This window comes from Lentzea flaviverrucosa (assembly GCF_003350445.1).
Classification (GTDB): domain Bacteria; phylum Actinomycetota; class Actinomycetes; order Mycobacteriales; family Pseudonocardiaceae; genus Lentzea; species Lentzea californiensis.
This window is the reverse complement of the sequence record NZ_QQAU01000023.1, coordinates 65,745-90,369: the sequence shown is the minus strand read 5'-3', so window position 1 is coordinate 90,369 and position 24,625 is coordinate 65,745. Positions and strand designations below refer to the sequence as shown.

The 24,625-nt window shown below is 69.2% G+C and carries 16 protein-coding genes; 9 read left to right on the top strand and 7 right to left on the bottom strand.

The annotated features are described in order from the left end of the window. Positions 1–44: 44 nt before the first annotated feature. The 7 genes from DFR72_RS44015 to mmuM all read left to right on the top strand — a co-directional run bounded on the left by DFR72_RS44015 (position 45) and on the right by mmuM (position 9,939). Positions 45–977 (top strand): pectate lyase family protein, encoded by a 933-nt coding sequence (locus tag DFR72_RS44015; protein ID WP_090064672.1) that lies wholly within the window; start codon positions 45–47, stop codon positions 975–977. 243 nt (positions 978–1,220) lie between these two features. Further along, positions 1,221–4,097, top strand: coding sequence for a glycoside hydrolase family 48 protein (locus DFR72_RS44010; RefSeq protein WP_090064671.1), 2,877 nt, complete (start codon positions 1,221–1,223; stop codon positions 4,095–4,097). A gap of 11 nt (positions 4,098–4,108) precedes the next feature. After that, positions 4,109–5,377, top strand: a complete 1,269-nt coding sequence (locus DFR72_RS44005) for a lytic polysaccharide monooxygenase (protein ID WP_090064670.1) — start codon at positions 4,109–4,111, stop codon at positions 5,375–5,377. Further along, positions 5,362–5,829 (top strand): hypothetical protein, encoded by a 468-nt coding sequence (locus DFR72_RS44000; protein WP_090064669.1) that lies wholly within the window; start codon positions 5,362–5,364, stop codon positions 5,827–5,829. The genes DFR72_RS44005 and DFR72_RS44000 overlap by 16 nt, the downstream gene beginning before the upstream one ends. Before the next feature lie 20 nt (positions 5,830–5,849). Then, a complete protein-coding gene (locus DFR72_RS43995; protein WP_090064668.1) occupies positions 5,850–7,598 on the top strand; it encodes a glycoside hydrolase family 6 protein in 1,749 nt (582 codons plus the stop codon). A gap of 235 nt (positions 7,599–7,833) precedes the next feature. Continuing rightward, positions 7,834–8,859, top strand: a complete 1,026-nt coding sequence (locus DFR72_RS43990) for a LacI family DNA-binding transcriptional regulator (RefSeq protein ID WP_030478547.1) — start codon at positions 7,834–7,836, stop codon at positions 8,857–8,859. 234 nt (positions 8,860–9,093) lie between these two features. Beyond that, a complete protein-coding gene (gene mmuM, locus DFR72_RS43985) occupies positions 9,094–9,939 on the top strand; it encodes a homocysteine S-methyltransferase (protein ID WP_245984062.1) in 846 nt (281 codons plus the stop codon). A gap of 501 nt (positions 9,940–10,440) precedes the next feature. Here mmuM and DFR72_RS43980 read toward each other — a convergent pair. The 6 genes from DFR72_RS43980 to DFR72_RS43955 all read right to left on the bottom strand — a co-directional run bounded on the left by DFR72_RS43980 (position 10,441) and on the right by DFR72_RS43955 (position 20,137). Next, entirely contained in the window at positions 10,441–11,751 is a 1,311-nt protein-coding gene (locus DFR72_RS43980; protein ID WP_177224525.1) for a ricin-type beta-trefoil lectin domain protein, read from the bottom strand. A 29-nt stretch (positions 11,752–11,780) separates the two neighbouring features. Next, the gene (locus DFR72_RS43975; RefSeq protein ID WP_090064665.1) at positions 11,781–13,070 is read right to left on the bottom strand and encodes a CE1 family esterase; all 1,290 of its coding nucleotides are present in this window, start codon (positions 13,068–13,070) and stop codon (positions 11,781–11,783) included. 45 nt (positions 13,071–13,115) lie between these two features. Beyond that, a complete protein-coding gene (locus tag DFR72_RS43970) occupies positions 13,116–15,950 on the bottom strand; it encodes a glycosyl hydrolase family 95 catalytic domain-containing protein (RefSeq protein ID WP_090064664.1) in 2,835 nt (944 codons plus the stop codon). A 25-nt stretch (positions 15,951–15,975) separates the two neighbouring features. After that, entirely contained in the window at positions 15,976–17,313 is a 1,338-nt protein-coding gene (locus DFR72_RS43965; protein ID WP_090064663.1) for an extracellular catalytic domain type 1 short-chain-length polyhydroxyalkanoate depolymerase, read from the bottom strand. Continuing rightward, on the bottom strand, positions 17,310–18,683 hold the full coding sequence (locus tag DFR72_RS43960) for a glycoside hydrolase family 43 protein (protein WP_090065196.1): 1,374 nt from the start codon (positions 18,681–18,683) through the stop codon (positions 17,310–17,312). Before DFR72_RS43960 ends, DFR72_RS43965 begins: the two co-directional genes overlap by 4 nt. A gap of 77 nt (positions 18,684–18,760) precedes the next feature. Next, entirely contained in the window at positions 18,761–20,137 is a 1,377-nt protein-coding gene (locus DFR72_RS43955) for a glycoside hydrolase family 10 protein (protein WP_090065195.1), read from the bottom strand. A 455-nt stretch (positions 20,138–20,592) separates the two neighbouring features. Here DFR72_RS43955 and DFR72_RS43950 point away from each other — a divergent pair, with 455 nt between their 5' ends. Continuing rightward, a complete protein-coding gene (locus tag DFR72_RS43950; RefSeq protein WP_090064662.1) occupies positions 20,593–21,969 on the top strand; it encodes a glycoside hydrolase family 6 protein in 1,377 nt (458 codons plus the stop codon). Positions 21,970–22,021: 52 nt separating this feature from the next. Here DFR72_RS43950 and DFR72_RS43945 read toward each other — a convergent pair whose 3' ends face one another. Then, positions 22,022–24,184, bottom strand: coding sequence for an RICIN domain-containing protein (locus DFR72_RS43945; protein ID WP_245984054.1), 2,163 nt, complete (start codon positions 24,182–24,184; stop codon positions 22,022–22,024). Here DFR72_RS43945 and DFR72_RS46595 point away from each other — a divergent pair. Next, on the top strand, positions 24,171–24,398 hold the full coding sequence (locus tag DFR72_RS46595; protein WP_211335796.1) for a hypothetical protein: 228 nt from the start codon (positions 24,171–24,173) through the stop codon (positions 24,396–24,398). The two genes, DFR72_RS43945 and DFR72_RS46595, sit on opposite strands and share 14 nt — an antisense overlap. Positions 24,399–24,625 lie beyond the last annotated feature (227 nt).

The following is a 24,625-nucleotide window of genomic DNA, read 5'->3' as shown; positions in this document are numbered from 1 at the left end:
TTGTGTGAGTTCTACCGCCGCTCACTCTCATTGGGAGCGAGTAAATGATTCCAAAGCGCACAGCATTGATTTCCGCCGTCGCGCTGGTCCTGGGTGCGGTATCGGTTCCCCAGGCGGCCGCCGCTCCGTTCGGGCTGGTCGGCTGGGCCACTCAGGGTGGTGGCACGACGGGTGGCGGCAGCGCCTCTCCGATCACCGTCACCACGGCGTCCGCGTTCGTCGCGGCCGCCAAGGCGTCAGGCGCGGCGGTGATCCGGGTCTCCGGCACGATCTCGTTGTCGAGCATGACGAAGGTCGCCTCGAACAAGACCATCGAAGGCGTCGGCTCGACCGCGACGATCACCGGGCAGGGCCTGAACATCGCCAACGCCTCGAACGTGATCGTGCGCAACCTCAACTTCCGAAGCTGGGGTGACGACGCGGTCAACGTGCAGTACTCCACCCGTGTGTGGATCGATCACAACTCCTTCTCCAGCGGTTACGACGGAGCGGTCGACGTCAAGCGGGCCTCGGACTACGTCACGGTGTCCTGGAACAAGTTCAGCAGCCACAACAAGGCGATGCTGCTGGGGCACAGCGACGACAACGGCTCGGAGGATCGCGGCAAGCTCCGGGTCACCTACCACCACAACTGGTTCGCCGGCACTCAGCAGCGCCACCCGCGCGTGCGGTTCGGCAACCCGGTGCACGTCTACAACAACTATTACGGCGGTGTGACCGACTACGGCGTCGCGTCGACCGTCGAGGCCGGGGTCCTGGTCGAAGGCAACTACTTCGAGAACACCGAGGACCCCTTCCACCGCGGTGAGGGCAGCTCGCCCGGCGGTTCGCTGGTGGCGCGCAACAACCACTTCGTCAACTCGGGAACGGGTGACCAGGGCGGCTCCGTGAAGAGCATTCCCTACTCGTACCCGCTGGACAGCGCGAGCAGCGTGAAGAGCGTGGTCACGGCCGGTGCTGGAGCCGGGCGCGGCTGATGAGACCAGGGGGCGCCCGAAGTGGCGTGGGCGCCCCCACCCTCTTCTGGGACCGCTCCCAGGATTCCACTCGAAGAGAGCAGCAAGAGGAACCGGTAGAGCAACCGGTGTTGCGCTGAACGTCGCAATTTCCAGGGCTTTCCGGCTCAGAATCGGTTGCACCTGTGATCGGTTGATCGCTGTGGGCCACGTTACAGTGCCGTGAACTCTGGGAGCGCTCCCAGTTGTCGAGAGGGCGGCGGCATGACTCGACGAAGAGTGGCGTTGGCGGTTGCGGCGGTGGTGTTGGTCGGCGGAGCTCCCGCCGTCGCGGCACCTGCTGCGGTGGCCTGCACCGTCACCTACCAAGTCACCAACGAGTGGAACACCGGATTCGGCGCGGCCGTGTCGATCCGCAACGACGGGGAGGCACTCAATGGCTGGAACCTGACCTGGACGTTCCCGGACGGGCAACGCGTCACGCAGGGCTGGAGCGGCAACTTCACGCAGACCGGTGCGGTCGTGAGCGTGACGAACCCCGCCTGGGCCCCGACGCTGGCGGCCGGGGGTACGGCGCAGGTCGGCTTCAACGGCAGCAAGGGTTCGACGAACCGGCCACCAACGGACTTCGCCGTGAACGGCGTGTCCTGCACCGGCCCCAACCAGGCGCCCTCGGTGGCGCTGACGGCGCCGGCGAGTGGCAGCAGCTACACCCTGCCCGCGCAGATCCCGCTGGCGGCGACCGCGCAGGACACCGACGGAACGGTGGCCAAGGTCGACTTCTACGCGGGTGACACCCTGATCGCCACCGACACCAGCGCGCCGTTCAGCGGCACGTGGACGTCGGCGCCGGCGGGTGACCACAGCATCACCGCGAGGGCGACGGACAACCTCGGCGCCACCAAGACCTCGGCACCGGCAGCGGTCAAGGTCCTGTCCGGACCGGCGGTGCTGGCCTCGCCCAGCACGGTCTCGGTCAAGCAGGGCCAGACGGCCACGTTCGACGTCTCCCTGGCCACGGCACCGAGCCAGCCCGTCACCGTCACGCTCGCCCGCAGCGGCAGCGCGGACCTGACGGCGACCCCGGCGACGCTCACGTTCTCCGGCACCGCGAAGCAGACGGTGACGGTGACGTCGGCGAACAACGGTGGTGCGCTCGGCACCGCCACGTTCACGGCCTCGGCCACCGGGTACAGCCCGGCGAGCGTCGCGGTCAACGAGATCGACCCGTCCACTTCGGACTTCAACAAGGCGTTCCTCGACCAGTACAACAAGATCAAGGACCCGGCGAGCGGCTACTTCCGCAAGTTCGGCGACCTGCTCGTGCCCTACCACTCGGTCGAGACGCTGATGGTGGAGGCGCCGGACCACGGTCACCAGACCACGTCCGAGGCGTTCAGCTACTACCTGTGGCTGGAAGCGAGCTACGGCCGGGTCACCGGTGACTGGGCGCCGTTCAAGTCCGCGTTCGCCTCGATGGAGAAGTTCATCATCCCGGCGAAGGCCGACCAGCCGACCAACGACAAGTACGACCCGTCGAAGCCGGCCACCTACGCGCCCGAGCACCCGAGGATGGACGCCTACCCGTCGACCCTCGACGGCACCGTGCCCGTCGGCCAGGACCCGATCGCGGCCGAGCTGAAGACCGCGTACGGCAACTCGGACGTCTACGGCATGCACTGGCTCATCGACGTCGACAACACCTACGGCTTCGGCCGGTGTGGTGACGGCACGACGGCCCCCGCGTACATCAACACCTACCAGCGCGGCTCGTCGGAGTCGGTGTGGGAGACCATCCCGCAGCCCTCGTGCGACACGTTCAAGCACGGTGGCCCCAACGGCTTCCTGGACCTGTTCACCAAGGACGCCTCCTACGCCAAGCAGTGGAAGTACACCAACGCACCGGACGCGGACGCCCGCGTGGTGCAGGTGGCGCTGCTCGCCCAGCAGTGGGCCACCGCCCAGGGCAAGGCCGGGGACATCTCCAGTGAGATCGGCAAGTCCGCGAAGATGGGCGACTACCTGCGGTACGCCATGTTCGACAAGTACTTCAAGCGCGTCGGCAACTGCAACAGCCCTTCATCGTGCCCCGGTGCGACGGGCAAGAACAGCGCGCATTACCTGATGTCCTGGTACTACGCTTGGGGCGGCGCGACCGACACGTCCGCCGGCTGGGCGTGGCGCATCGGTGACGGTGCCTCGCACCAGGGCTACCAGAACCCGTTGGCAGCGCACGCTCTCGCGAACGTGCCGGCGCTCAAGCCGTTGTCCGCCACCGGGCAGCAGGACTGGGCGACGAGCCTGAACAGGCAGCTCGAGATGCTGCAGTGGCTGCAGTCGGCCGACGGCGGTCTCGCCGGTGGCGTCACGAACAGCTGGGAAGGTCAGTACGCCTCGCCTCCCGCGGGCACGCCGACGTTCTACGGCATGCACTACGACGCCCACCCGGTGTGGCGCGACCCGCCGAGCAACCGGTGGTTCGGCTTCCAGGTGTGGGGGATCGAGCGCACGGCGGCGCTGTACCGGCTGACCGGTGACGCGCGCGCCAAGAAGATCCTCGACAAGTGGGTGCCGTGGGCGATCGCGAACACCACCACGGGCACGAACTTCCAGATCCCCGCGGACCTGGAGTGGTCGGGCGCACCGGACACGTGGAACGCGACCAACCCCGGCGCGAACGCGAACCTGCGGGTTCGGGTGGTCAACCACAACCAGGACGTCGGCATCGCCGCGTCGTACGCGAAGGTGCTGCTCAACTACGCGGCCAGGTCGGGCAACGCCGTGGCCAAGACCACGGGTGAGTCGCTGCTGACGTCGCTGCTCTCGCACCAGGACAGCCTGGGCATCGCGACGCCGGAGACCCGCGCGGACTACAACCGGTTCGACGACGTCTACAACACCTCCACCGCGGAAGGCCCGTACGTGCCACCGGGCTGGACCGGGAAGATGCCCAACGGTGACCAGATCGGGCAGGGCTCTTCGTTCCTGTCGATGCGCTCGATGTTCCGCAACGACCCGCAGTGGCCGAAGGTGCAGTCCTATCTGGACGGTGGACCCGCACCGACGTTCACCTACCACCGGTTCTGGGCGCAAGCCGAGATCGCGACGGCGTTCTCCCTGCACGCCGAGATCTACGGGTGAGGAGTCCCGAGATGAGGAAACGCATAGCTCTGCTGGCAGTCGCAGCCGCTGTGGGCGCCGTCCTGGTGCACACCGGTGGCACGGCCGTCGCGCACGGGTCGATGGTCTGGCCCGGCAGCCGCACCTACCTCTGCTACGAGGACGGCCGCGCCGGCGGCGGTGGCGGTGACCTCCAGCCCACCAACCCGGCGTGTGCCGCGGCTGTGGCCCAGGGCGGGAAGCAGCCGTTGTGGGACTGGTTCGGCAACCTGATCAGCAACGCCGCCGGGCGCCACCGGGAGATCATTCCCGACGGCAACCTGTGCGGTCCTACCACGAAGTACTCCGCCTACAACCTGACGCGCGCCGACTGGCCCACGACTCAGGTGCAGGCGAACAGCTCGGTCACCTTCCGGTACAACGCGTGGGCGCCGCACCCCGGCACGTGGGAGCAGTACGTCACCAAGGACGGCTTCGACGTGACGAAGCCGCTCAAGTGGTCCGACCTCGAGTCGGTCCCGTTCGACAAGGTGACGAACCCGCCGCTGGCGAACGGCGAGTACGCCTGGCAGGCCCGGCTTCCCAACAAGTCCGGCCGGCACGTCATCTACTCGCTCTGGCAGCGCTCGGACAGCCCTGAGGCGTTCTACAGCTGTTCGGACGTCGTGTTCGGCGGCGGCACCGGTACGCCCGACACCAGTGCGCCCTCGATGCCCGGCACGCCGGTCGCGTCCGCCATCACCGGCAACTCGGTGAAGCTGGACTGGACCGCGGCGACGGACAACGTGGGCGTGACGGGCTACAGCGTGTACAGCGGTGGCCAGGTCGTCGCCACGTCCGCCACCAACTCGGTGACGGTCAGCGGCCTGACCGCGGACACCCAGTACTCGTTCACGGTGGTCGCGACGGACTCGGCGGGCAACGCCTCGCCGGCGTCCTCCGGGGTCACGGTCAGAACGGCGACGGGTGGCGGCAGCACCGGTTCCTGCACGGTGGCGTACGCGCGACCGAGCACGTGGAACGGCGGTTTCACCGCGAACGTGACGGTGTCCAACAGCGGCACCAGCGCGATCAGCGCGTGGCAGCTCGTGTGGGCGTTCCCTTCGGGGCAGCAACTCTCGCAGGCCTGGTCGTCGACGGTGACCGTCGCGAGCGGGCAGGCGACCGCGAAGGGCGTGTCGTACAACGCGGACATCCCGGCCGGAGGCTCGGTGACGTTCGGGTTCAACGCCACGTCGGCGTCCACACCTGCTGATCCGACGTCCTTCACGCTCAACGGGTCGGCGTGCGCCATCCGGTGACGAGGGCCCTGGCCGCCCTCCTGGTGGTGGGTTCGGTCGCGTTCGTCCTCCTCGTCGGACGCGCCGAACCCTCCCCGGACCTCAGCAGAGGCGTCGACGGCGTCGCCGCGTGGTTGCACGACCTGACTGACGAGTGCACGAACGTCAGGCGGGACGACGACTTCGCGGGCTTCGCCGGCCCGGTGCGGTCGAAGGTCTACGCGCCGTTCATCGCGGAGTGGGGGACCTGCGCCAAGGCACCGTACGAACGGCTCGGGCTGATGGTCCTGCGGCCAGGACTCGAACAGGCCTGGCGCACCGCGCTCGCCAACGGCGAGGTGCGCGGCGATCCGGACCTCGCGTTCGGGGACGGGTTCGCGCTCACCGGCTCGATCGGCATGGAGTACCTCGGGCTGAAAAGACTTGAGTGCACGCCCACCGCGTGTTCGCTCAGGGAGATCAAGCACCATTGAGAGACAGGAGATCCGGAGCAATGAAGCTCAACGGACAGAGGCGGTGGGCCGCGACCGGAGTCGTGGTCGCCACCACCGCGGCGACGATCGCGGTGGCGCTCAGCGCGCCACCCGCGGGCGCCGCACCCGGCTGCCGTGTGGACTACACGGCGAACAACTGGGGCGGCGGAGGGTTCGGCGCTTCGGTGAAGATCACCAACCTCGGTGACGCGGTGACGGGCGGCTGGACGCTGAAGTTCGCGTTGCCCGGCAACCAGCGAGTGGCACAGGGCTGGAGTGCGACCTGGTCGCAGTCGGGTGCGAACGTGACCGCGGCGAGCATGCCGTGGAACGGGAGCCTGGGCACCAACGCGTCCATCGACATCGGCTTCAACGGTTCCAACGCGGCCAGCGGTGACGCGAACCCGACGACGTTCACCTTGAACGGCACGGAGTGCACCGGAGCGCCGACGACGACCACGACCACCACGACGACCACCACCACGACGACGACGACGTCGAACAACCCCGACCCCGGCACCCGCGTCGACAACCCGTACGTGGGCGCGAAGCAGTACGTGAACCCGGACTGGTCCGCCAAGGCGGCCGCCGAAGCGGGCGGCAGCCGGATCGCGAACCAGCCCACCGGCGTGTGGATGGACCGCATCGCGGCGATCGCGGGCACCACGGGCGCCCGCGGCCTGGTCGGACACCTGGACGAGGCGGTGCGCCAGGCGGCGGGCTCACCACTCGTCATCCAGCTGGTGATCTACAACCTGCCCGGTCGTGACTGCTCGGCGCTCGCCTCCAACGGTGAGCTCAAGGCGACGGAGATCGACCGCTACAAGTCGGAGTACATCGACCCGATCGCGGCGATCCTCGCCAGGCCCGCGTACGCCGGCCTGCGGATCGTCACGACGGTGGAGATCGACTCGCTGCCCAACCTGATCACCAACGTGTCCCCGCGGCCCACCGCCGTGCCGGCGTGCGACGTGATGAAGGCGAACGGCAACTACGTCACCGGTGTCGGCTACGCGCTCGCGAAGCTGGGTGCCGTGCCGAACGTCTACAACTACCTGGACATCGGCCACCACGGCTGGATCGGCTGGGACGACAACTTCGGTGCCACCGCCGAACTGCTGTTCCAGGCGGCGAACGCCTCCGGCAGCACGAAGGCGAACGTTCAGGGCTTCATCGCCAACACCGCGAACTACGGCGCGTTGAAGGAGCCCTACTTCAAGATCGAGGACTCGGTGAACGGCACGTCCGTGCGCCAGTCGAAGTGGGTGGACTGGAACCGCTACGTCGACGAGCTGTCCTACGCCCAGGCGTTCCGCAACCGGGCCGTGCAGGCGGGCTTCGACGCGAACGTCGGCATGCTGATCGACACCAGCCGCAACGGCTGGGGCGGCAGCGCCCGTCCGACGGGCCCCGGCCCGACGACGACCGTGGACGCCTACGTCAACGGCGGCAAGCTGGACCGCCGCATCCACCTCGGCAACTGGTGCAACCAGTCGGGTGCCGGTCTGGGTGAGCGGCCGAAGGCGGCGCCGGAGTCGGGCATCGACGCGTACGTGTGGATGAAGCCTCCGGGCGAGTCCGACGGTGCGAGCGAGGAGATCCCGAACAACGAGGGCAAGGGCGCGGACAAGATGTGCGACCCGACCTACACGGGCAACGTGCGCAACGGCAACAACATGTCCGGTGCGCTCGGGGACGCCCCGTTGTCCGGGCACTGGTTCTCCGCCCAGTTCCAGGAGCTCATGCGCAACGCCTACCCGGCGCTCTGAGCCTGAGCATGTGAGCGTGCCCACGCGGCCGGCCTCGCGTCCCAAGATTCGGACGCGTGGGCACGCTCTTCTTAATTGATACGGAGTTCTGTTCGAGAAGTTTCCAGACGGTGCAGAATTCGTCTGGACCACCGTTGACGCGCAATGTTAACGCGCACATCACTCTTGATGTCATCAGAAGGTGCTCCCTATGGTGTCGACACGCTCAGTGAGTGAAAGTGTGAAAGGAGGCTGTGTGGTCACCATCGCGGATGTCGCACGGCACGCGGGGGTCGCCCCGAGCACAGTCTCCTACGTGCTCACAGGCAAGAGATCGATCTCGGCGGACACGAAGACGAGAGTCCGCGAGAGCATCAGGGAACTGGGCTACCAGCCCCACGCCTCCGACCGGGTGCTGTCCACCGGCAGGACCAACGTGATCGGGCTGGTGCTCCCGTTGCGAGCGGGCACCCACCTGCCCGCGGTGATGCGCTTCGTCACGGCGGCGGTGACGACAGCGCGCAGGTACGACATGGACCTCCTGCTGATGACCGCGGACGACGGTGCGGCCGGCCTGCGCCGTGCCGCGAACAGCGCCCAGGTCGACGGTTTCCTCGTGATGGACGTGGAGATGGACGACGACCGCGTGCCGTTGCTCCGGCAGCTGTCCAAACCGTCCGTCCTCATCGGACACCCGGCGGCCGCCCGCGGGCTCACCTGCGTGGACCTGGACTTCGAGGCGGCGGGCGCGAAGTGCGTCGACCACCTCGCCGACCTCGGGCACCGTTCGATCGGTTTCCTCGGCGCGCCGAGCGCGGTCTACCGCCGCAGCACCGGTTTCGCCCACCGCACCATGAACGGGTTCAGCGCGGCCGCGATGCGCAGGGGAGTCGCCGCGACGGCACTGGCCGTCGAGGGCGACCACGACTCGGTGCTCAGGGCGACCAAGGCCCTGATCCGCGCGCACCCGTCGATGACGGCGCTGGTGGTGCACAACGAGGCGGCACTGGGCTGGATCACCGCGTGCCTGCGCGCGGCCGGCCGCCAGGTCCCCGGCGACGTGGCCGTGGTCGCGATCTGCCCGGACGAACTGGCCGAGCAGACGTCACCGCTGCTCACCTCGGTGCGCCTGCCCGCGGAGGAACTCGGCAGGCACGCCGTCGACCTGCTCGTCGCGAAGCTGGAGGGGAAGCAGCCGCCACCGCTGATGCTGTTGCCCCCCAGGCTTTCCCGGCGGGCGAGCACACCGGATCACGCCGCACACCGCGGCGCGACGGGCTGACCGGTCCGCCGTCGGCGGACCGGGGCATGACGGGCGGTCACTGGGACGGCTTCCGCGCGTGCGGAAATGCGGCGCGCACACGCGGAGGCCCCCGAAGATCGTCCTGGAGGGGTGCGCGACACCACGGCGGAGCGGCCGTCGCGCACCCCTCCCCTTGCGTTCCGGGGCCGTAGACTCGCCGGGGTGGAACTGGCAGAGGCTGTGGCGCGCAGGGCGGTCGTGCTCGACGGCGGGATGTCGACGGCCCTGGAACTCGCCGGGCACGACCTGTCCGACGAACTCTGGTCGGCCCGGCTGCTGCTCACCGACCCGGACGCAGTGCGCGCCGCGCACCTCGCCTACTACCGGGCGGGCGCCGAGGTCGCCATCACCGCGAGCTACCAGGCCAGCTTCGAGGGCTTCGCCCGCCGCGGCATCGAGGAGGCCGAGACGGCACGTCTGCTGCGCTCCAGCGTGGAGCTCGCCCGTTCCGCCGCGTCCGAAGTGGACGGACCGCGCTGGGTCGCGGCGTCGGTCGGACCGTACGGGGCGGTGCTGGCGGACGGCTCGGAGTACCGCGGCCGCTACGGCCTGAGCCGGCAGGAACTGGTCCGCTTCCACGCGCCTCGCATCGAGACGCTCTGCGAGGCCGGGCCGGACGTGCTCGCGGTCGAGACCGTTCCCGACGTGGACGAGGCCGAGGCCGTGCTGGAGGTGGTGCGCGGCAGCGGGGTACCGGTCTGGCTCTCCTACACCGTGCGCGGCGACCGGACCTGCGCCGGGCAACCCCTCGAGGAGGCGTTCGCCGTCGCGGCCGGCGTGAACGAGGTCATCGCCGTCGGCGTGAACTGCTGCGCACCGGAGGACGTGGAGGGCGCGGTCGCCGTGGCCCGCCGGGTGACCGGGCTGCCGGTCGTGGTGTACCCGAACAGCGGCGAGCAGTGGGACGCGGCGGCGCGGTCGTGGTCGGGTGACGGGGGCGGGTTCGCCGCGCGGGCCGCGGGGTGGGTCGAGGGTGGTGCGCGGTTGGTCGGTGGGTGCTGCCGGACCGGGCCGGACGGGATCGCGGTGCTGGCGGAAGGGCTCGCGGCGGGGCGGTGAGAGGACTTCGGCCGGCTGCCGGTCGGTGAAGGCCTCCACGGTGCTGTTCGGCCGGGCAACCCTCGCGTCTCGTCACATCGGTCACGGGCGAGGGATCGGACGACGGCATCCTTGAAGAGATCGGACGCGGCCGGTGGACGGGTGCTGCCGGGCCGGGCCGGATGCGGTTGCGGTGCTGGCGGAAACAGGGTGAGAAGGCTCCTGGCGGATTCAGGCCTGTGAAGGCCCGCCACGGCTAACGTTCCTCGAGTCGGCACCACCGAAGCGACCGGACACGCATCGTTGGTGGGCAAGGTGAGAGGGCTCCCACCGACCCGAGGTCGGTGAAAGCCCTCCGTTCGACCGAACGACGTCCCGCGCGTCAGGTTCGCGATGCGTCACGGGCGAAGAGCTCGGCGGCACCGCCGAAACGACCGGACACGCCCGTGGAAGGCCGGCTCGGCGGCACCGCTCCGCGCCTCTCGCCCGTGGTTCTCATGCGGCGAACCCGCGGGACACGGCCTACACCTGCGCCCAGCGCTGGTTCGCGCCTCCGTGGCAGGTCCACACGATCGCGGTCGTCCCGTTGGCGGTGCCTGCGCCGTTGACGTCCAGGCACAGCCCGGTCTGGGCGTTGCCGATGGTGCCGTTGGAGTTGACGTTCCACTGCTGGTTCGCGCCGCCCTGGCAGTCCCAGAGCCGCACCGCGGTGCCCGCCGTGGCGTTGGCGGGGGCGTCGAGGCACTTGCCCAGCACCTGCAGGGTCTGGCCGGTGCGGGTGAACTGCTGGTTGGCGTTGCTGTGGCAGTCCCACACGACCATCGGGGAGCCGTTGGCCGTGCCGGCACCGCTCACGTCCAGGCAACGGCCGGAGGCCTCGCCGCGCAGCCGGAACGTGGTCGGGGCAGGGGTGGTGTCGCCGGTGAAGAACTTCCAGACCTCGGTCTTCACCCAGCTGCGGGCTCCGCTCTCGCAGCCCGCACAGCCGTCCACCGGTCCCTGCTGGTGGCCTCCGTCGAAGGGCGCCCACACCACCGGGTAGCCGGCCCGGCAGCCCGAGTAGGTGGTGGTGATGTGGGTGCGGCTGCCCGCTGCCGGTTCCGGTGCGTTCTGGGACTGGCAGCCGTTGTTGCGCACCCACCGGTCGCGCTGGCCGCGGCCCGAGCCGATGTTGTCGCCGATGCCGTGGATCCCCATGAACGCGACCGGTGCCGTGCCGCCCGCACACCCGCTGATCTCGCCGGGGCTCGCGATGGCGGCGATCGCGCGGAAGACGTTCGGCCGGGAGCAGGCGAGCGAGATGCTCATCGCGCCGCCGTAGCTGAAGCCGAGGGAGAAGCGCTGCGTCGTGTCGACGCAGAGGTCGTTCTCGATCCGGCGGAGCATGTCGTCGACGAACGTGACGTCCTCGCCGCCGGAGTTGGCCCAGCCGTTGCCGATGCCCTGCGGCGCGACGAAGATCGCGGAGTTGTTCGCCAGCCGCCGCAGGCCGTAGTGGGCGTAGACGTCGCCGTCGCTCCCGCCGGAGGCGACGTCGTTCATCGTGCCGCCCCACCAGTGGAAGCCGAAGACCAGCCGGTACTGCCGGGTGTTGTCGTAGTTGTCCGGGACGCTCAGGACGAACGACCGGTTCTTGCCCCCGCTCTGGATCGTCTGCGTGCCGCTGCGCAGGGTCGGGGCCTTGCCGCAGCCCGGTGTCGCGGCGAGAGGCGCCTGGGAACCGGCGGCGAGAGGTGTCTGCGGGTCGGCGGCAGCGGTGCCGGTGCTGACGCCGGACAGGACGAGTGCGGCGATGGCCACCGTGGTGAGCCACCACTTCTTGTGCTGGTGCATGGGTTTGTTCGCGCTCCCTGTAGTGGCGGTCAGGCGACCGAGCACGTGTTGCCGTTGAGGCTGTAAGAGGCCGGCGCCGAGTTGTCGCCGGTGTGCGTGGCCTGGAAACCGACGGTGATCGACGCGTTCGGCGCGATGTCGCCGTTGTACTGGACGTTCCTCGCGGTGACCTGCCCGGAAGCGGGGGAGTAGGTGGCGCTCCAGCCGGACGTGATCGTCTGCCCGCCGGGCAGCGTGAAGACCAGCGACCAGCCGCTGATCGTCGAGGAACCGGTGTTCGTGATGGTGATGTTCGACGTCAGCCCGTTGTTCCAGGCGCTGATCACGTTGCCCACGCGGCAGGCCGCGTCACCGGGAGGCGAGGTGGTCGTGGTGGTCGTGGTGGTGGTGGTGCTCGTCGGGCCGCCGCCCGCGAACTGGGTGAGGAACTTCCACGCCTCACCGGACGTCCAGGTCCGCCAGCCGTCACCGCCCGAGTCGATCGGACCCGGCGTGTGGCCGCCGTCGAACGCGGCCCACACCACGGGGTACCCCGCGCGGCAGCCGCTGTAGTTCGTGACGATGTGCGTCCGGCTGCCCGCCCGCGGTTCGGGAGCGTTCTGCGGCGTGCAGCCGTTGTTGCGCACGAACGTGTCGCGCAGTCCGCGGCCCAGGCCGATGCCGAGCACGTTGTCGCTGATGCCGTGGATGCCCATGTAGCCGATCGGCTGGGTGCCGCCGTCGCACCCGCTGAGCTGCGCGCCCGAGTAGGCGACCACCGCGCGGAAGACGTTGGCGCGGGCGCAGGCCACCGCGTACGACATGCCGCCGCCGTAGCTGAAGCCGCCGGCGAAGCGTTGCGTCGTGTCTATGCACAGCCCCGAGTCGAGGCGGTTGACCAGGTCGTCGACGAACCTCAGGTCCTGGCCGCCGGGGTTGGCCCAGCCGTTGCCGTTGCCCTGCGGCGCCACGAAGATCGTGCCGTTGTTCGCGGCGTCGGAGAGCCGCCGCAGCCCGTAGTAGGACCAGTTGTAGCCGTCGGTGCCGCCGGAGTCGACGTCGTTCGCGGTGCCGCCCCGCCAGTGGAAGCCGACGAACAGCCGGTACTGGCGGTTGTTGTCGTAGTTGGGCGGCAGCCGCAGGATGAACGTGCGGTTCTGGCCACCGCTGTTGATCGTGTGCTGGCCGCTCGTCAGCGCCGGTGGCTTGCCGCACCCCGCCGTCGCCGCCGCCGTGCCGGTCTCCCCGGCGGTCTGGCCGCCCAGCGCGATCCCCGCCGCGCCCAGGAAGACCACGACGCTCGCGGCGGCCGCCGCGAGCACGGACCTATGCCGCGACATGGCAGAACCCCTTGTGCAGGTGGAACATCGTCGTCCCTTCGCTCGTCACGCTTGCTGGAGTTGGAACCGCTGGTTGTTGGAGCCGGTCGGACTCCACTGGGACAGCCGGGCGCCGTCGGCGGCCGACGCCTCCCAGACGTCCACGGCGAGCCCGCTCTGGCGGTTGACGAGGCTGATCACGCCGCCGCCGTGGTCCACCACCCGCCACTGCTGACTCGTCGCGCCGGTGTCGGGCTGCTGGGTGATGTCCGCGCCGCTGCTGGAGCTCGCGACCTGGAGCACCAGGCCGCTGTGCCGGGCACGGACGCGGTAGTGACCGCCCCCGGAGTCGAGGAAGTCGAACTGCTGGTTCAGCCCGCTGGTCGGGGCCCACTGCTGCAGCAACGCCCCTGCCGCGGTCGACCCTCCGCTGACGTCGGCGCACTTCCCGCTGTGCCGTGCGACGAGCCGGTAGTGGACCCCCGGCCGCACGCCGGGACCGGAGGCCTGACCCGTCACGCGGTAGGTGCGTCCACGTTGGACGGAGAACGTGACGACGTCGGCTTCCGGCTTGGTGTGCTCCACGACCGCGCCGCTCGTCGTGTCGCGCAGCTCGAACGTGCCGCCGAAGACCCGGTTGCGGATCCGGACGGCGCCGTCGCGGTCCGGCGTCACGGACAGGGTGGTGGCACCGTCGGCTCCCCAGGTCGCGCCGACGGTGTACCCACCTCGCCCGCGCAGCCCCGTGAAACTGCCCGCGGACCAGGCCGGTGGCAACGCGGGCAGCACGTGCAGCTCCCCGGTGTGGCTGTGCAGCAGCATTTCCGCGACGCCGGAGGTCGCGCCGAAGTTGCCGTCGATCTGGAACGGCGGGTGCAGGTCGAACATGTTGGGCGCGAGGCGGTCGGTCGTCACCAGCGAACGCAGCAGGTCGTGCGCCCTGGCGCCCTCCTCCAGCCGGGCCCAGAAATTGATCTTCCAGGCGAGCGACCACCCGGTGCCCGCGTCACCCCTCAGCTCCAGGGTGCGCAGCGCCGCGGCGTGCAGCTGGGGAGTGCCGCGCTTGGTGATCTGGTTGCTCGGGTGCAGGCCGTAGAGGTGCGAGACGTGCCGGTGGTTGCGCTCGGTCTCGGTCCAGTCGTAGAGCCACTCCATCACGTTGCCCCGCGACCCGATCCTCGTCGGGGCCAGCCGCTGCCGCGCGGTGCGCACCTGCGTGCGGAAGTCGGCGTCGACGCCGAGCACCTCGGAGGCGCTCGCACAGCCGTCGAACAGGTCGCGCAGGATCTGCATGTCCATCGTCGGCCCGGCGCAGACGCTGGCGTTGGTGTGGTGGTTGAGCTCCGGCGAGTTCGACGGGTTGGTGACGAGGTTGCCGAGGCTCGGCTCGGTGACGAGCGTGTCCAGGAAGAATTGCGCGCAGCCCTTGAGAGCCGGGTAGTACGTGCGCAGGAAGCCGAGGTCGCCGGTGAACAGGTAGTGGTCCCAGATCAGCGTCGAGAGCCACGCACCGCCGGTCTGCCACATGCCCGCCGCGGCGAAGTCGACGACCGAGGAACCGCGCCAGGCGTCCGTGTTGTGGTGGGTGACCCAGCCGCGGGCGTTGTACTGCAGCTGCGCGGTGCGGGCACCGGTGACGGTCAGGTCTTCGACCATCCGGAACACCGGCTGCAGGCACTCGCCGAGGTTGGTGGTGTCCGCCGGCCAGTAGTTCATCGGCAGGTTGGCGTTGATGGTGTACTTCGAGTCCCACGAGGGCGCCATCTGGTCGTTCCAGATGCCCTGGAGGTTGGCCGGTTGCGTGCCGGGGCGCGACGACGAGATGAGCAGGTAGCGGCCGTACTGGAACAGCAGCACCGCGAACTGCGGGTCGCTCGTGCCCGCGTGCCGGGAGATCCGGACGTCGGTCGGCTGGTCGGCCGCCGCCGTCCGCCCGAGGTCGAGCGACACGCGCCCGAACAAGGCCTGGTAGTCGGCTACGTGCCGGGCCCGCAGGGTGTCGAAGGCGATGCCCTGCGCCGCGTTCAGGCGGTTGCGGGCGTTGCCCTGGTAGTCGCCGTTGACCGTGCGGAAGTCGACGTAGCTGCTGCCGATGGCGATCAGCACCGTCACCGCGTTCGCTCCGGTGACGCGCAACGTGCCGCCTGAGCTGCTGACGGTGCCGCCCTCGGTGACCGCCCTGGCGAGCGCGAGGAACCGGACGGTGCCCGCGATGCCCCGCTGGGCGCCGGAGGTCCCGTCCAGCCCGATCGTCGTGGCGTCCACTGTGGACGTCGTGGTGCGCTGCGGTGAGCCGAACGACGCGGTGAACGAGATCGAGCCCGGCGTCTGGGCCGTCAGGCGCATCACGATCACCTGGTCCGGCGCGCTGGCGAACACCTCCCGCTGGTATCGGACGTTGTTCGCCGTGTAGGTCACGGCGGTCGTCGCCGTGGTGAGGTCGAGCGACCGCTGGTAGGACGACGCGGTCGCGGAGGGGAACGTCAGGCGCAGGTCGCCGACCGGCTGGTAGGCCAGCTGCCCGGCGGGACTGCCGAGCATGGTCTGGTCGATCAGCGACTGCGCCTGCGTCCACTGGCCGGCGAACACGAGCCGCCGGATCTCGGCGAGCGATCCGGCGCCACGCGGGTTGGTGTAGTCGTGCGGCCCGCCCGCCCAGACCGTGTCCTCGTTGAGCTGCAGGCGTTCGGTGTCGGTGTTGCCGAACACCATCGCGCCCAGCCGCCCGTTGCCGATGGGCAGGGCGCGCAGCCAGTCGTTCCCGGCAGGCCCGCCGTACCACAGCGAGAGGTCACCGGGTGCCCGCACGTCCGCGGAGGCGGGGCTCGCGGTCCACCCCGCCTGCGTCAGTGCTACACCCGCGCCGAGCTTGATGAGCTGCCGGCGGTTCAGGTCGGACATGCCGGTCCTCCAGTGGTGTGCGCGGTCAGGTCACGGCACAACGCACGCCGTTGAGCGTGAATCCGTCCGCTGGTCCGCTGTTGCCCGTGTGCGTTGCCTGGAAGCCGATGGACACCTGAGCGGAAGGTTGGATCTGCGCGTTGTAGCCGACGTTGCGGGCGGTCACCTGGCCGGTGGTGGGGGAGTAGGTGGCGCTCCAGCCACCCGTGACGGTCTGCCCGCCGGGCAGCGTGAACTGCAGCTCCCAGCCGTTCACCGGTGCCGAGGACGTGTTGGTGATGGTGATCGTCTCGGTGAGGCCGGTGTTCCAGGCGTTGACCACTGCCTTCACCGAGCAGCCCTGGGACGGCGGCGGTGTCGTGGTGGTCGTCGTGGTCGTGGTCGTGGTCGTTGTGGTGGTCGTCGTGGGCGGGCGGTCCAAGCCGAGGAAGGTGATGGCGTGCGAGACCATCCCCGCCGTCGGCACGTCGTGCCCGGTGCCCTGCGCGCTGATCCCCTCGACGACGGCCGGCGTGCCGGTGCCGTAACGGGTGCGGGTCCAGTTCGCCTGCGGCTGGTCGGTCGTCGTCGGTGTCCTGCTCACCCCGTGCACGTTCGTCCACTGGTCGAGCGCCTCACCGAAGTTCGGGTACGCCAGCGTCGTGTCGGCGGTGCCGTGCCACAGCTGCATCCTCGGGTAGCGCCCGGTGTAGCCGGGGTACATCGCCCTCGCCTGGTCTCCCCACTGCTGCGGGGTCTTCAGCAGGGTTCCGCCCGAGCACTGGCTGTTCCACATCGACCCGTCCGTCGTCGCGAAGCAGCCCGCCGGGACACCCGCGAAGGCCGCGCCGGCGCTGAACACGTCCGGGTACTGGGCGGCCAGCACGTTGGTCATCATCGCGCCGGACGAGATGCCCGAGACGACGATGCGTTCCGGGTCCACGTTGTAGCGCTGACGCGCGTACGACACCATCGACATGATTCCGGTCGAGTCGCTGCCTCCGTTGCGACGCAACCCGTTCTGGGTCGACACGTCGAAGCAGCGCCCGTCCCTCGTGGCCTCCGGGTAGATGATCACGTACCCGTTGCGGTCCGCGGCCGTGACGTAGTCGCGTCCGCCGCCGTTGTGCACCGCGCTCGCGGAACCGGTGCAGTAGTGCACCATCACGAGCAGGGCCGGGCGTTCCGCGAGCCGGTCGGGTGCGTAGACGTACATGTTCAGGCCGGTCGGGTTGGTGCCGAAGCTGGTGACCCGCACCAGGGACGCGGCCTGTGCGGGCTGCGGCACGAGTGAGATCGCGACCGCCGCCACCAGCACCAGCACGGCCGCGATGATGCCGGCGAGGCTGAGTCCGTCGAGGCTCGCCCTGTTCACGTTGCTCATGACGAGCTCCCCCCGCTGAACTGCCACCAGTTCATGTTGAGCAGATAACCGCTGCCACCGCTGAACCTCAGGTAGAGGTCACGCGTACCGGTCAGCCCGCTCACCGGGCAGGTGACCGTGGTCCACGCCTGCCAGCCGCCGGTGCTGGGCACCGTGCAGCGGCCGGCGAGGGTGCCGGTCGGGCTGCCGCTGCGCACCTCGACGGAGCTGCCCGCGACGGTGGACGCGACCCGCGCGGTGAACGTCGAGGCACCGTTGCCGAAGGCGACGTTCTTGACCTTGATGTTGTCGCCGTTGTTGATGTAGCCGACGTTCATGCCGCCTTCGCTGGAGGCCTCGGTCTCGATGCCGTTGCCCCAGGCGATGGTCTCGGCTTCCTGACGTGCGTAGGGGTTGAGGGTGTCCGCCGCCGGCGGTCCGGCCGTCGTCATGGTGAGGGACGGGATGGTGCCGTCGGCGTTGTAGGTGAACTTCTCGACGGCGACGGAGCGGGTGAAACCGCCACCGCCGGGCAGGGCCCCGTTGTGGTAGAAGAAGTACGAGCTGCCCTTGAAGTCGATGATGCCGGGGTGGTTGGTGAAGCTGCTGCCCTGCGTGGCCATCACGGTGCCGCGGTAGGTCCACGGCCCCGTCGGTCCGGGGGAGGTGGAGTAGGCGATGAACTCCGAGCAGCACTTGGCGGCGAAGACGTTGTAGTACAGGCCGTTGCGCTTGTAGACCCAGGGGCCTTCCTCGTAGAGGGTGGGCCGGTTCGGGTCGCCGGTGCGGGTGCCGAACCCCGCCGTGGTCAGCGGGATCCTGGTGATGCCGCCCGAGTACGACGTCATGTCGGCGTTGAGGCGGACGTAGGAGAGGTTGGGGTTGCCCCAGTACAGGTAGGCCTGGCCGTCGTCGTCGATCATGACCGAGGGGTCGATCTCGCCGTTCTCCACCAGGGGGCGGCCGATGGCGTCGCGGAACGGGCCCGTGGGGCTGTCGGCGACGGCGACACCGATGGCCGGGCGTCCAGTGGCCTTGGTGACGACGGGGACGTACCAGTAGAACTTGCCGTTGCGTTCCACGGCCTGGCCCGCCCACGCGTCCTGTTTCGCCCAGCTGAACGAGGCGATGTTCAGGGGAGAACCGTGGTCGGTCCAGTTGACCGTGTCGGCCGAGGACCAGACCCGCCACTCCTTCATGGTGAACCAGGTCGAGCCGTCCTCGTCGTGGCCGGTGTAGAGGTAGACCCGTCCGTTGTGGACCAACGGCGCCGGGTCGGCCGTGTAGATGTGCTGCACGATCGGGTTGTCCGCCTTCACCGGCGAGACCACCGTCAGGACCGTGCCCACCACCAGGGCGATGCTCGCCCAAAGCCTTCGCGTCTCGACCATCATCTTCTTCCCAGGGCAGGGCGCTCCGGCGAACGGTCACCCGTCCGCCGGAGCTCACCGGTCGTGTGGTGCCGGAGTCAGCTCGCGGCGCAGGACGGGTTCAGCCCTGCTCCGCTGCCGTTGCCCTGGAAGCCGAACTCGGTGGACTGGCCGGCGGGCACGTTGGCGTTGTAGTCGACGTTGGACCAGTTGACGGTGCCGCTGGTGCCGCTTCCGTTGGCACTCCACGAACTGGTGACCGTGCCGTTCGACAGCGTGGTCGTGACCCTCCAGCCGCGCAGGGCGCTGGAGCCGGCCGTGACCTTGATCGTCGCGACGAATCCACCGTTCCACTGGTTCAGCGACACCGCCGCCGTGCAGCCGCCGGTGCCCGGGTCGTTGCTCGTGGTGGTGGTAGTGGTGGTCGTCGTCGTCGTGGTGGACGTCGGACCGGGACCGCCCGCGTTGAGCGCGTTGAGCACCGAGGTGTAGGCGGCCTTCTTGTTGCCGTTGCCGTCGAACAGCAGCGGGGTGCCGTTGGCGCGCCAGGAGTCGGTGTCGCGGATGCCCCACACGGTGATGCCGGTGCACCGCGTCACGGCGAGGCAGGCCCGCGTCACGCGGTCGTAGTTCGACGCCTGGGAGCTACCGGAGCCCTCGATGTCCAGCTCGGTGATCTGCACGTCGACGCCGAGGTTGGCGAAGTTCTGCAGGGTGGTCTGGTAGTTGGAGGGAACCGGGCTCTGCGAGTTGAAGTGGGACTGCAGGCCGACGCAGTCGATCGGCACGCCGCGGGACTTGAAGTCCTGCACCATCCGGTACACGCCCTGGGTCTTGGCGTGCGACCAGTCGTCGGTGTTGTAGTCGTTGTAGCAGAGCTTCGCGCCGGGATCGGCGGCCCGTGCCGCGCGGAACGCCGCCTCGATCCAGTCGTTGCCGGTGCGCTGCAGGTTGGAGTCACGACGTGCGCCGCTGCTGCCGTCGGCGAAGGCCTCGTTCACCACGTCCCAGGCGTAGATCTTGCCCCGGTAGTACGTGGCGACCTGCGTGACGTGGTTCAGCATCGCGTTGCGCAACGCGGTACCGGACATGTTCTCCATCCAGCGGGGTTGCTGCGAGTGCCATGCCAGTGCGTGTCCGCGGATTCGCTTGCCCTGGTTGCGCGCCAGGTTCACGATCCGGTCGGCGTTGCCGTAGCTGAACTGGTTCTGGTTCGGCTCGGTCGCGTCCATCTTCATCTCGTTCTCGGCCGTGACCATGTCGAACTCGCGGTTCAGGATCCCGGTGTAGGTCGAGTCACCGAGTCTGCCCGCGGCGACTGCGGTACCGAAGTAACGACCGCTCTGCTGGGCGGCCGCGCCGAGAGTGGTCGCCGCGTTCGCGGCGGGAGGTGCGATCAGGGTGGCGCCGATTACCACAGTCGCGACCGTGGCAATGATCGGGATCAGAGCCACTGACTTCGATGTCAGTCTCATCATTCACGCTTTCGCCGGAACACCCGTTGCGGGGTGTGATGGGCAGGGCCAGCTCACGAGGTCCGGTGCGCCAGGGCCGGATCCCTTGAGCGACAACGAGTGTCTCAGCTCACTGTTCACGCTCACAAGAACGCACTGTCGAATTCGACAGCAGGTTGACTCGATCGGCGCACAAATGTAGGGGAGCGCTCCCAGTGCGAACGTCAAATCGTTTGAGCACGACTGTCGAACGGCATTGAAACCGCATTCGGCTAAAGTTAGCGCTAACATTTTTAGCGTTGACGGACTGGTGTTCCGAGGCTACGTTGACCCGAACTCGTATTCGCTTTTCCGCGATGCCGGTCCGAGGCGGACCGAGTGCTCGGCTGTGCGCCGCTCGTTTCGCGCGCTGCCTGTGAGAGCGCTCTCACGCATCGCACCCCTTTCCCCATGGCAACGACGCTGCGAGGACCTGAATGACAGCAACTGTTCCGTCCCGAGAAGTCACGACGGCACCGAGGAGGCGGGCGGCGGGCGCGTGCCTGTTCGCGTCCGCGCTCGTCGCCGGGGTCACCGCCCTGGTGGTCAGCGGCGGCACGGCCGTCAACGCGGCAGAGTCGGCGTTCTACGTCGACCCGTCGAGCTCCGGAGCCAGGTGGGTCGCCTCCAACCCGGGAGACTCGCGCGCGGCGGTCATCCGCGACCGCATCGCGTCGGTGCCCCAGGCGCGCTGGTACACCACGACCAACACCTCCACGGTGCGGTCGGAGATCAGCTCGTTCGTCGGCGCGGCGGCCTCCGCCGGCAAGATCCCGATCCTGGTGGTCTACAACATCCCCAACCGCGACTGCGGAGGAGCCAGCGGCGGCGGAGCCTCCTCCCACGAGGCCTACCGGGCCTGGGTCGACGAGGTGGCCGCCGGCCTGGCGGGCCGGCCGGCGACGATCGTGCTCGAACCGGACGTGCTGCCGCTGATGACCAGCTGTCAGAACGCGGACCAGCAGAACCAGACCAGAGCGTCCATGGCCTACGCCGGCAAGAAGCTCAAGTCCGGCTCCGGGCAGGCGAAGGTGTACTTCGACATCGGGCACTCCGCGTGGCTGAGCCCGTCCGAGGCCGCGAACCGGTTGCGCGCCGCGGACATCTCCAACAGCGCCGACGGCATCTCGACGAACGTGTCGAACTACCGTTCCACGTCCGACTCGGTCAACTTCGCCAAGAACGTGCTCAACGCCGTCGGCGACAGCCGTCTCAAGGCCGTGGTCGACACGAGCCGCAACGGCAACGGCCCGGCCGGCAGCGAGTGGTGCGACCCGGCGGGACGCGCGATCGGCACGCCCAGCACGACGAACACGGGCGACTCGAAGATCGAGGCGTTCCTGTGGGTCAAGCTGCCGGGCGAGTCCGACGGCTGCATCGCGCCGGCCGGTCAGTTCGTGCCGCAGCGCGCCTACGAGCTCGCGATGGCGGCGGGCCCGATCACCACGACGACCACCACCACGACCACGACGACGACGACCACCACCACGGGTGGCGGCAACCCCGGCGGCTGCAAGGCGACCCACCGCGTCGTCAGCCAGTGGCAGGGCGGCTACACCGGCGAGATCGTGATCGAGAACCGCGGCCAGGCCATCAACGGCTGGACGTTCTCGTTCTCCGCTCCCGGCGTGTCCGTCACGCAGGGCTGGAACGGGACGTGGAGCGACACGGGCGACGAGGTCCGCGTGGCGAACACGGCCTGGAACGGCTCGCTGGGCGCCGGTGCGCAGCTGAGCATCGGGTTCAACGCGAACTTCAACGGTGGCACGCCTCCGTTCTCCTCAGCGGTGCTGAACGGCGTCGCCTGCTCCTGAGGGCGACGGTGAACGGGTCCCCGCACCGCAAGGTGCGGGGACCTCGCCGTGTTCACGCGCGCAGGCTCCACTGCTGGTTCGTCCCGCCGTGGCAGGCCCAGAGATGGATCAGCGTACCGTTCGCGGTGCCGTTGCCGCTGGCGTCGAGGCACAGCCCCGCCTGTGCGCCGGTGATGGTGCCGTCACCGTTGACGTTCCACTGCTGGTTCACGCCGCCGTGGCAGTCCCAGAGGATCGCCGCTGTGCCGTTGGCGGTTCCTCCGCCAGAGGCGTCGAGGCACTTGCCCTGCACGGTGAGCTGCCTGCCGGCCGTGTGGTTCCAGCGCTGGTTCGTGCCGCCGTTGCAGTCCCAGAGCCTCGCCTGGGTGTTGTTGCTCGTGGCGGCGACGTCGAGGCAACGGCCCGACTGGCTGCCGACGACCGTGACGTTCTCCCGGCCACCGCCGGTACCGCCCGGTCCCGCGTTGGCGATCACGGCCTGGGCACCGGACGGCCAGTTGCCGTTGGACACGACCACGTTGCCGTTGACCACGTTGCCGCGGTCGCCGTTGGTCACGTTGGTGCTGTTGTTGGTCGACCAGTTGCCGGTGAGCGTCCAGTTGCCCATGTTCTCGCCACCCCAGTAGTTGGCGGTGGCCCAGGTGCCGGTGGAGGAGAACACGTTGCCGGTCGCGCGGTAGTACTTGGAGCCCTCGTCGAAGTAGAGCCCGAACCACCCGTTGGTGCGCAGGCAGTGGTTGCCGCTGATCTCCGCGTTCGGGTTCCAGGCGAGCGTGTAGATGCAGCCGCCGTCGGTCATCTGCTGCATGACGTCGTGGACGTAGTTGTTGATGAGCTTGTTGTTGGACGCGGTGGTGGGTGTGGAGTACCGCGGCTGGTAGTTGTACAGACCGCGGTTCGCGTAGTGGTTGCTGCCGCCCGCGTCGTTGGCGCCCCAGCCGTAGCCGAGGGACAGTCCGGAGTACGGCAGGTTGTAGATCTCGTTGTGGGACACGGTCGCCGTGCTGACGTAGGTGTTGAGCACCGACACGTTGCCGCGGTACTCGACGGCGATGTCGTGGATGCGGTTGTGGCTGACCGTGATGTTCCGGTTGACCATCCGCTGGTCGCCAGGGTGGTGCGCGTCGGCCCGCACACCGCCGACCACGACGCCGCCCGCCGAGTTGCGCGCGATCTCCGACCTGGTGACCGTGATGCCGGACGCGCCCAGTCCCACTCCGCTGGCGTGCGCGTTGGCGTCGTTGCCGATGCCGATCGCGGTCTGGCCGAGGTTGACGAACTGCGAGTCGGTGAAGGTGATGCCGCTGGCCGCGGAGACCTGCACCGCCGCAGGCATCTGGGACCAGTGCGGCCGCGCCGCCTCGAACTGCGCACAGCCCTGCTGGCACGAGTTGATGCGGTCGGCGGGCCAGTTCTGGTTGCCCGCCATGAAGGCGCCGGTCTGCTGGTCGGCGAACCCCTGGTTGCTGCTCGGGCCGAGCCACGACGTGCCGGTGAAGGTGATGCCGCCGAACGTGATGTCGCGCGCCGGGGCGTCGTACGTGCCGCCGACGTTGACCAATGACTGCAGCACCGGCAGTTCCACGCTGACGTTGCTCATGTTCTGCCCGGCGAGCGGGATGTAGTAGAGCGCGCCCGCGCCGGGGTTGACGTACCACTCACCTTGCGCGTCCAGGAACTCGTACGCGTTCGCCAGGTACAGCGGTCCGGCCCGGTGCGGCTTGCTGAGCGTGTCGTAGCCGAAGGTGTTGTTGTTCCACGCGGGTTGTTGCATCGTGAGGAAGTTGCCCGCGATGCTCTGCACCGGCGAGTAGCGGTCGGTGAACGAGTTGACGCTCTCCACCTCGACGCGGTTCTGGTTCGCCAGGTTGTTGAGGTAGTTCAGCGAACTGTTCGAGAAGCGCATGCCGGTGTCGGTGAACGTGAAGTCGGCGCGGTTCACCTGGGTCCGTGCGCGAGTGGCGATCGCGCCGTTGACGTACAGCTGGCGGCTTTCGACACCGGTGCCGACGCTGGCCCGCCAGATGTTCCTGCCGGCGTCGGCCAGCGACCACCCGGTGACGGCCCTGGCACCGCTGATGACGGGACGCGCCGACGCGGCGGCCTGCCACAGCACGCGGTACCCGTTGCTGCCGGAGTCCGCCGCGGTCAGCCGGAACGGCGCGGTGAGCCGGTAGGTCCCTCCGGCCAGCTCCACGACGATGTCACCGGACATGGAGGTGTTGCGGGACCTCACCGCGGTCTGCGCTCCGGACAACGAGCACGGCGCTGCGGCGGTGCAAGCGGTGCCGGTGCCCGTCGGAGAGGCGTGGAGGGTCGTGGTGGCCGCGGAGGCCGGGGGAGCGGTGGCGAGGGCGGCGATCACCGCCGCGGTGGCGGCGAGTGCGATCCGCCCGCGTGCGGCGGGTGACGAGGACGTGGACAAGTGACCTCCTGGTGGGTGTGGCCTGATCACCTCTCCCGCTGCGGCGGACGGGACAGCTCGCGTCCTGTGTGGACGTTCGGGTTTCGTCGTGCCGGGGAACGCGGCGGCCGGGGGACTTCGCGGCGACGGCACCGTGGAACGGGGCGTGCGGACGGGTCTCCGTGGACGGGAGGACCGGGCGTCCGGGCCGGTTCAGGAACAACGTGAACGTAACTCGTATGACGTGTGACG

What these genes read in the sequence shown, in the direction of transcription:
- mmuM (WP_245984062.1), top strand. Translation starts at nt 9,094, where the DNA reads ATGTCGACGGCCCTGGAACTCGCCGGGCACGACCTGTCCGACGAACTC.
- DFR72_RS43980 (WP_177224525.1), bottom strand. Translation starts at nt 11,751, where the DNA reads ATGCACCAGCACAAGAAGTGGTGGCTCACCACGGTGGCCATCGCCGCA.
- DFR72_RS43995 (WP_090064668.1), top strand. Translation starts at nt 5,850, where the DNA reads ATGAAGCTCAACGGACAGAGGCGGTGGGCCGCGACCGGAGTCGTGGTC.
- DFR72_RS43945 (WP_245984054.1), bottom strand. Translation starts at nt 24,184, where the DNA reads ATGTCCGGTGACATCGTCGTGGAGCTGGCCGGAGGGACCTACCGGCTC.
- DFR72_RS43950 (WP_090064662.1), top strand. Translation starts at nt 20,593, where the DNA reads ATGACAGCAACTGTTCCGTCCCGAGAAGTCACGACGGCACCGAGGAGG.
- DFR72_RS44010 (WP_090064671.1), top strand. Translation starts at nt 1,221, where the DNA reads ATGACTCGACGAAGAGTGGCGTTGGCGGTTGCGGCGGTGGTGTTGGTC.
- DFR72_RS43955 (WP_090065195.1), bottom strand. Translation starts at nt 20,137, where the DNA reads ATGAGACTGACATCGAAGTCAGTGGCTCTGATCCCGATCATTGCCACG.
- DFR72_RS43965 (WP_090064663.1), bottom strand. Translation starts at nt 17,313, where the DNA reads ATGAGCAACGTGAACAGGGCGAGCCTCGACGGACTCAGCCTCGCCGGC.
- DFR72_RS46595 (WP_211335796.1), top strand. Translation starts at nt 24,171, where the DNA reads ATGTCACCGGACATGGAGGTGTTGCGGGACCTCACCGCGGTCTGCGCT.
- DFR72_RS43960 (WP_090065196.1), bottom strand. Translation starts at nt 18,683, where the DNA reads ATGGTCGAGACGCGAAGGCTTTGGGCGAGCATCGCCCTGGTGGTGGGC.
- DFR72_RS44015 (WP_090064672.1), top strand. Translation starts at nt 45, where the DNA reads ATGATTCCAAAGCGCACAGCATTGATTTCCGCCGTCGCGCTGGTCCTG.
- DFR72_RS43970 (WP_090064664.1), bottom strand. Translation starts at nt 15,950, where the DNA reads ATGTCCGACCTGAACCGCCGGCAGCTCATCAAGCTCGGCGCGGGTGTA.
- DFR72_RS44005 (WP_090064670.1), top strand. Translation starts at nt 4,109, where the DNA reads ATGAGGAAACGCATAGCTCTGCTGGCAGTCGCAGCCGCTGTGGGCGCC.
- DFR72_RS43975 (WP_090064665.1), bottom strand. Translation starts at nt 13,070, where the DNA reads ATGTCGCGGCATAGGTCCGTGCTCGCGGCGGCCGCCGCGAGCGTCGTG.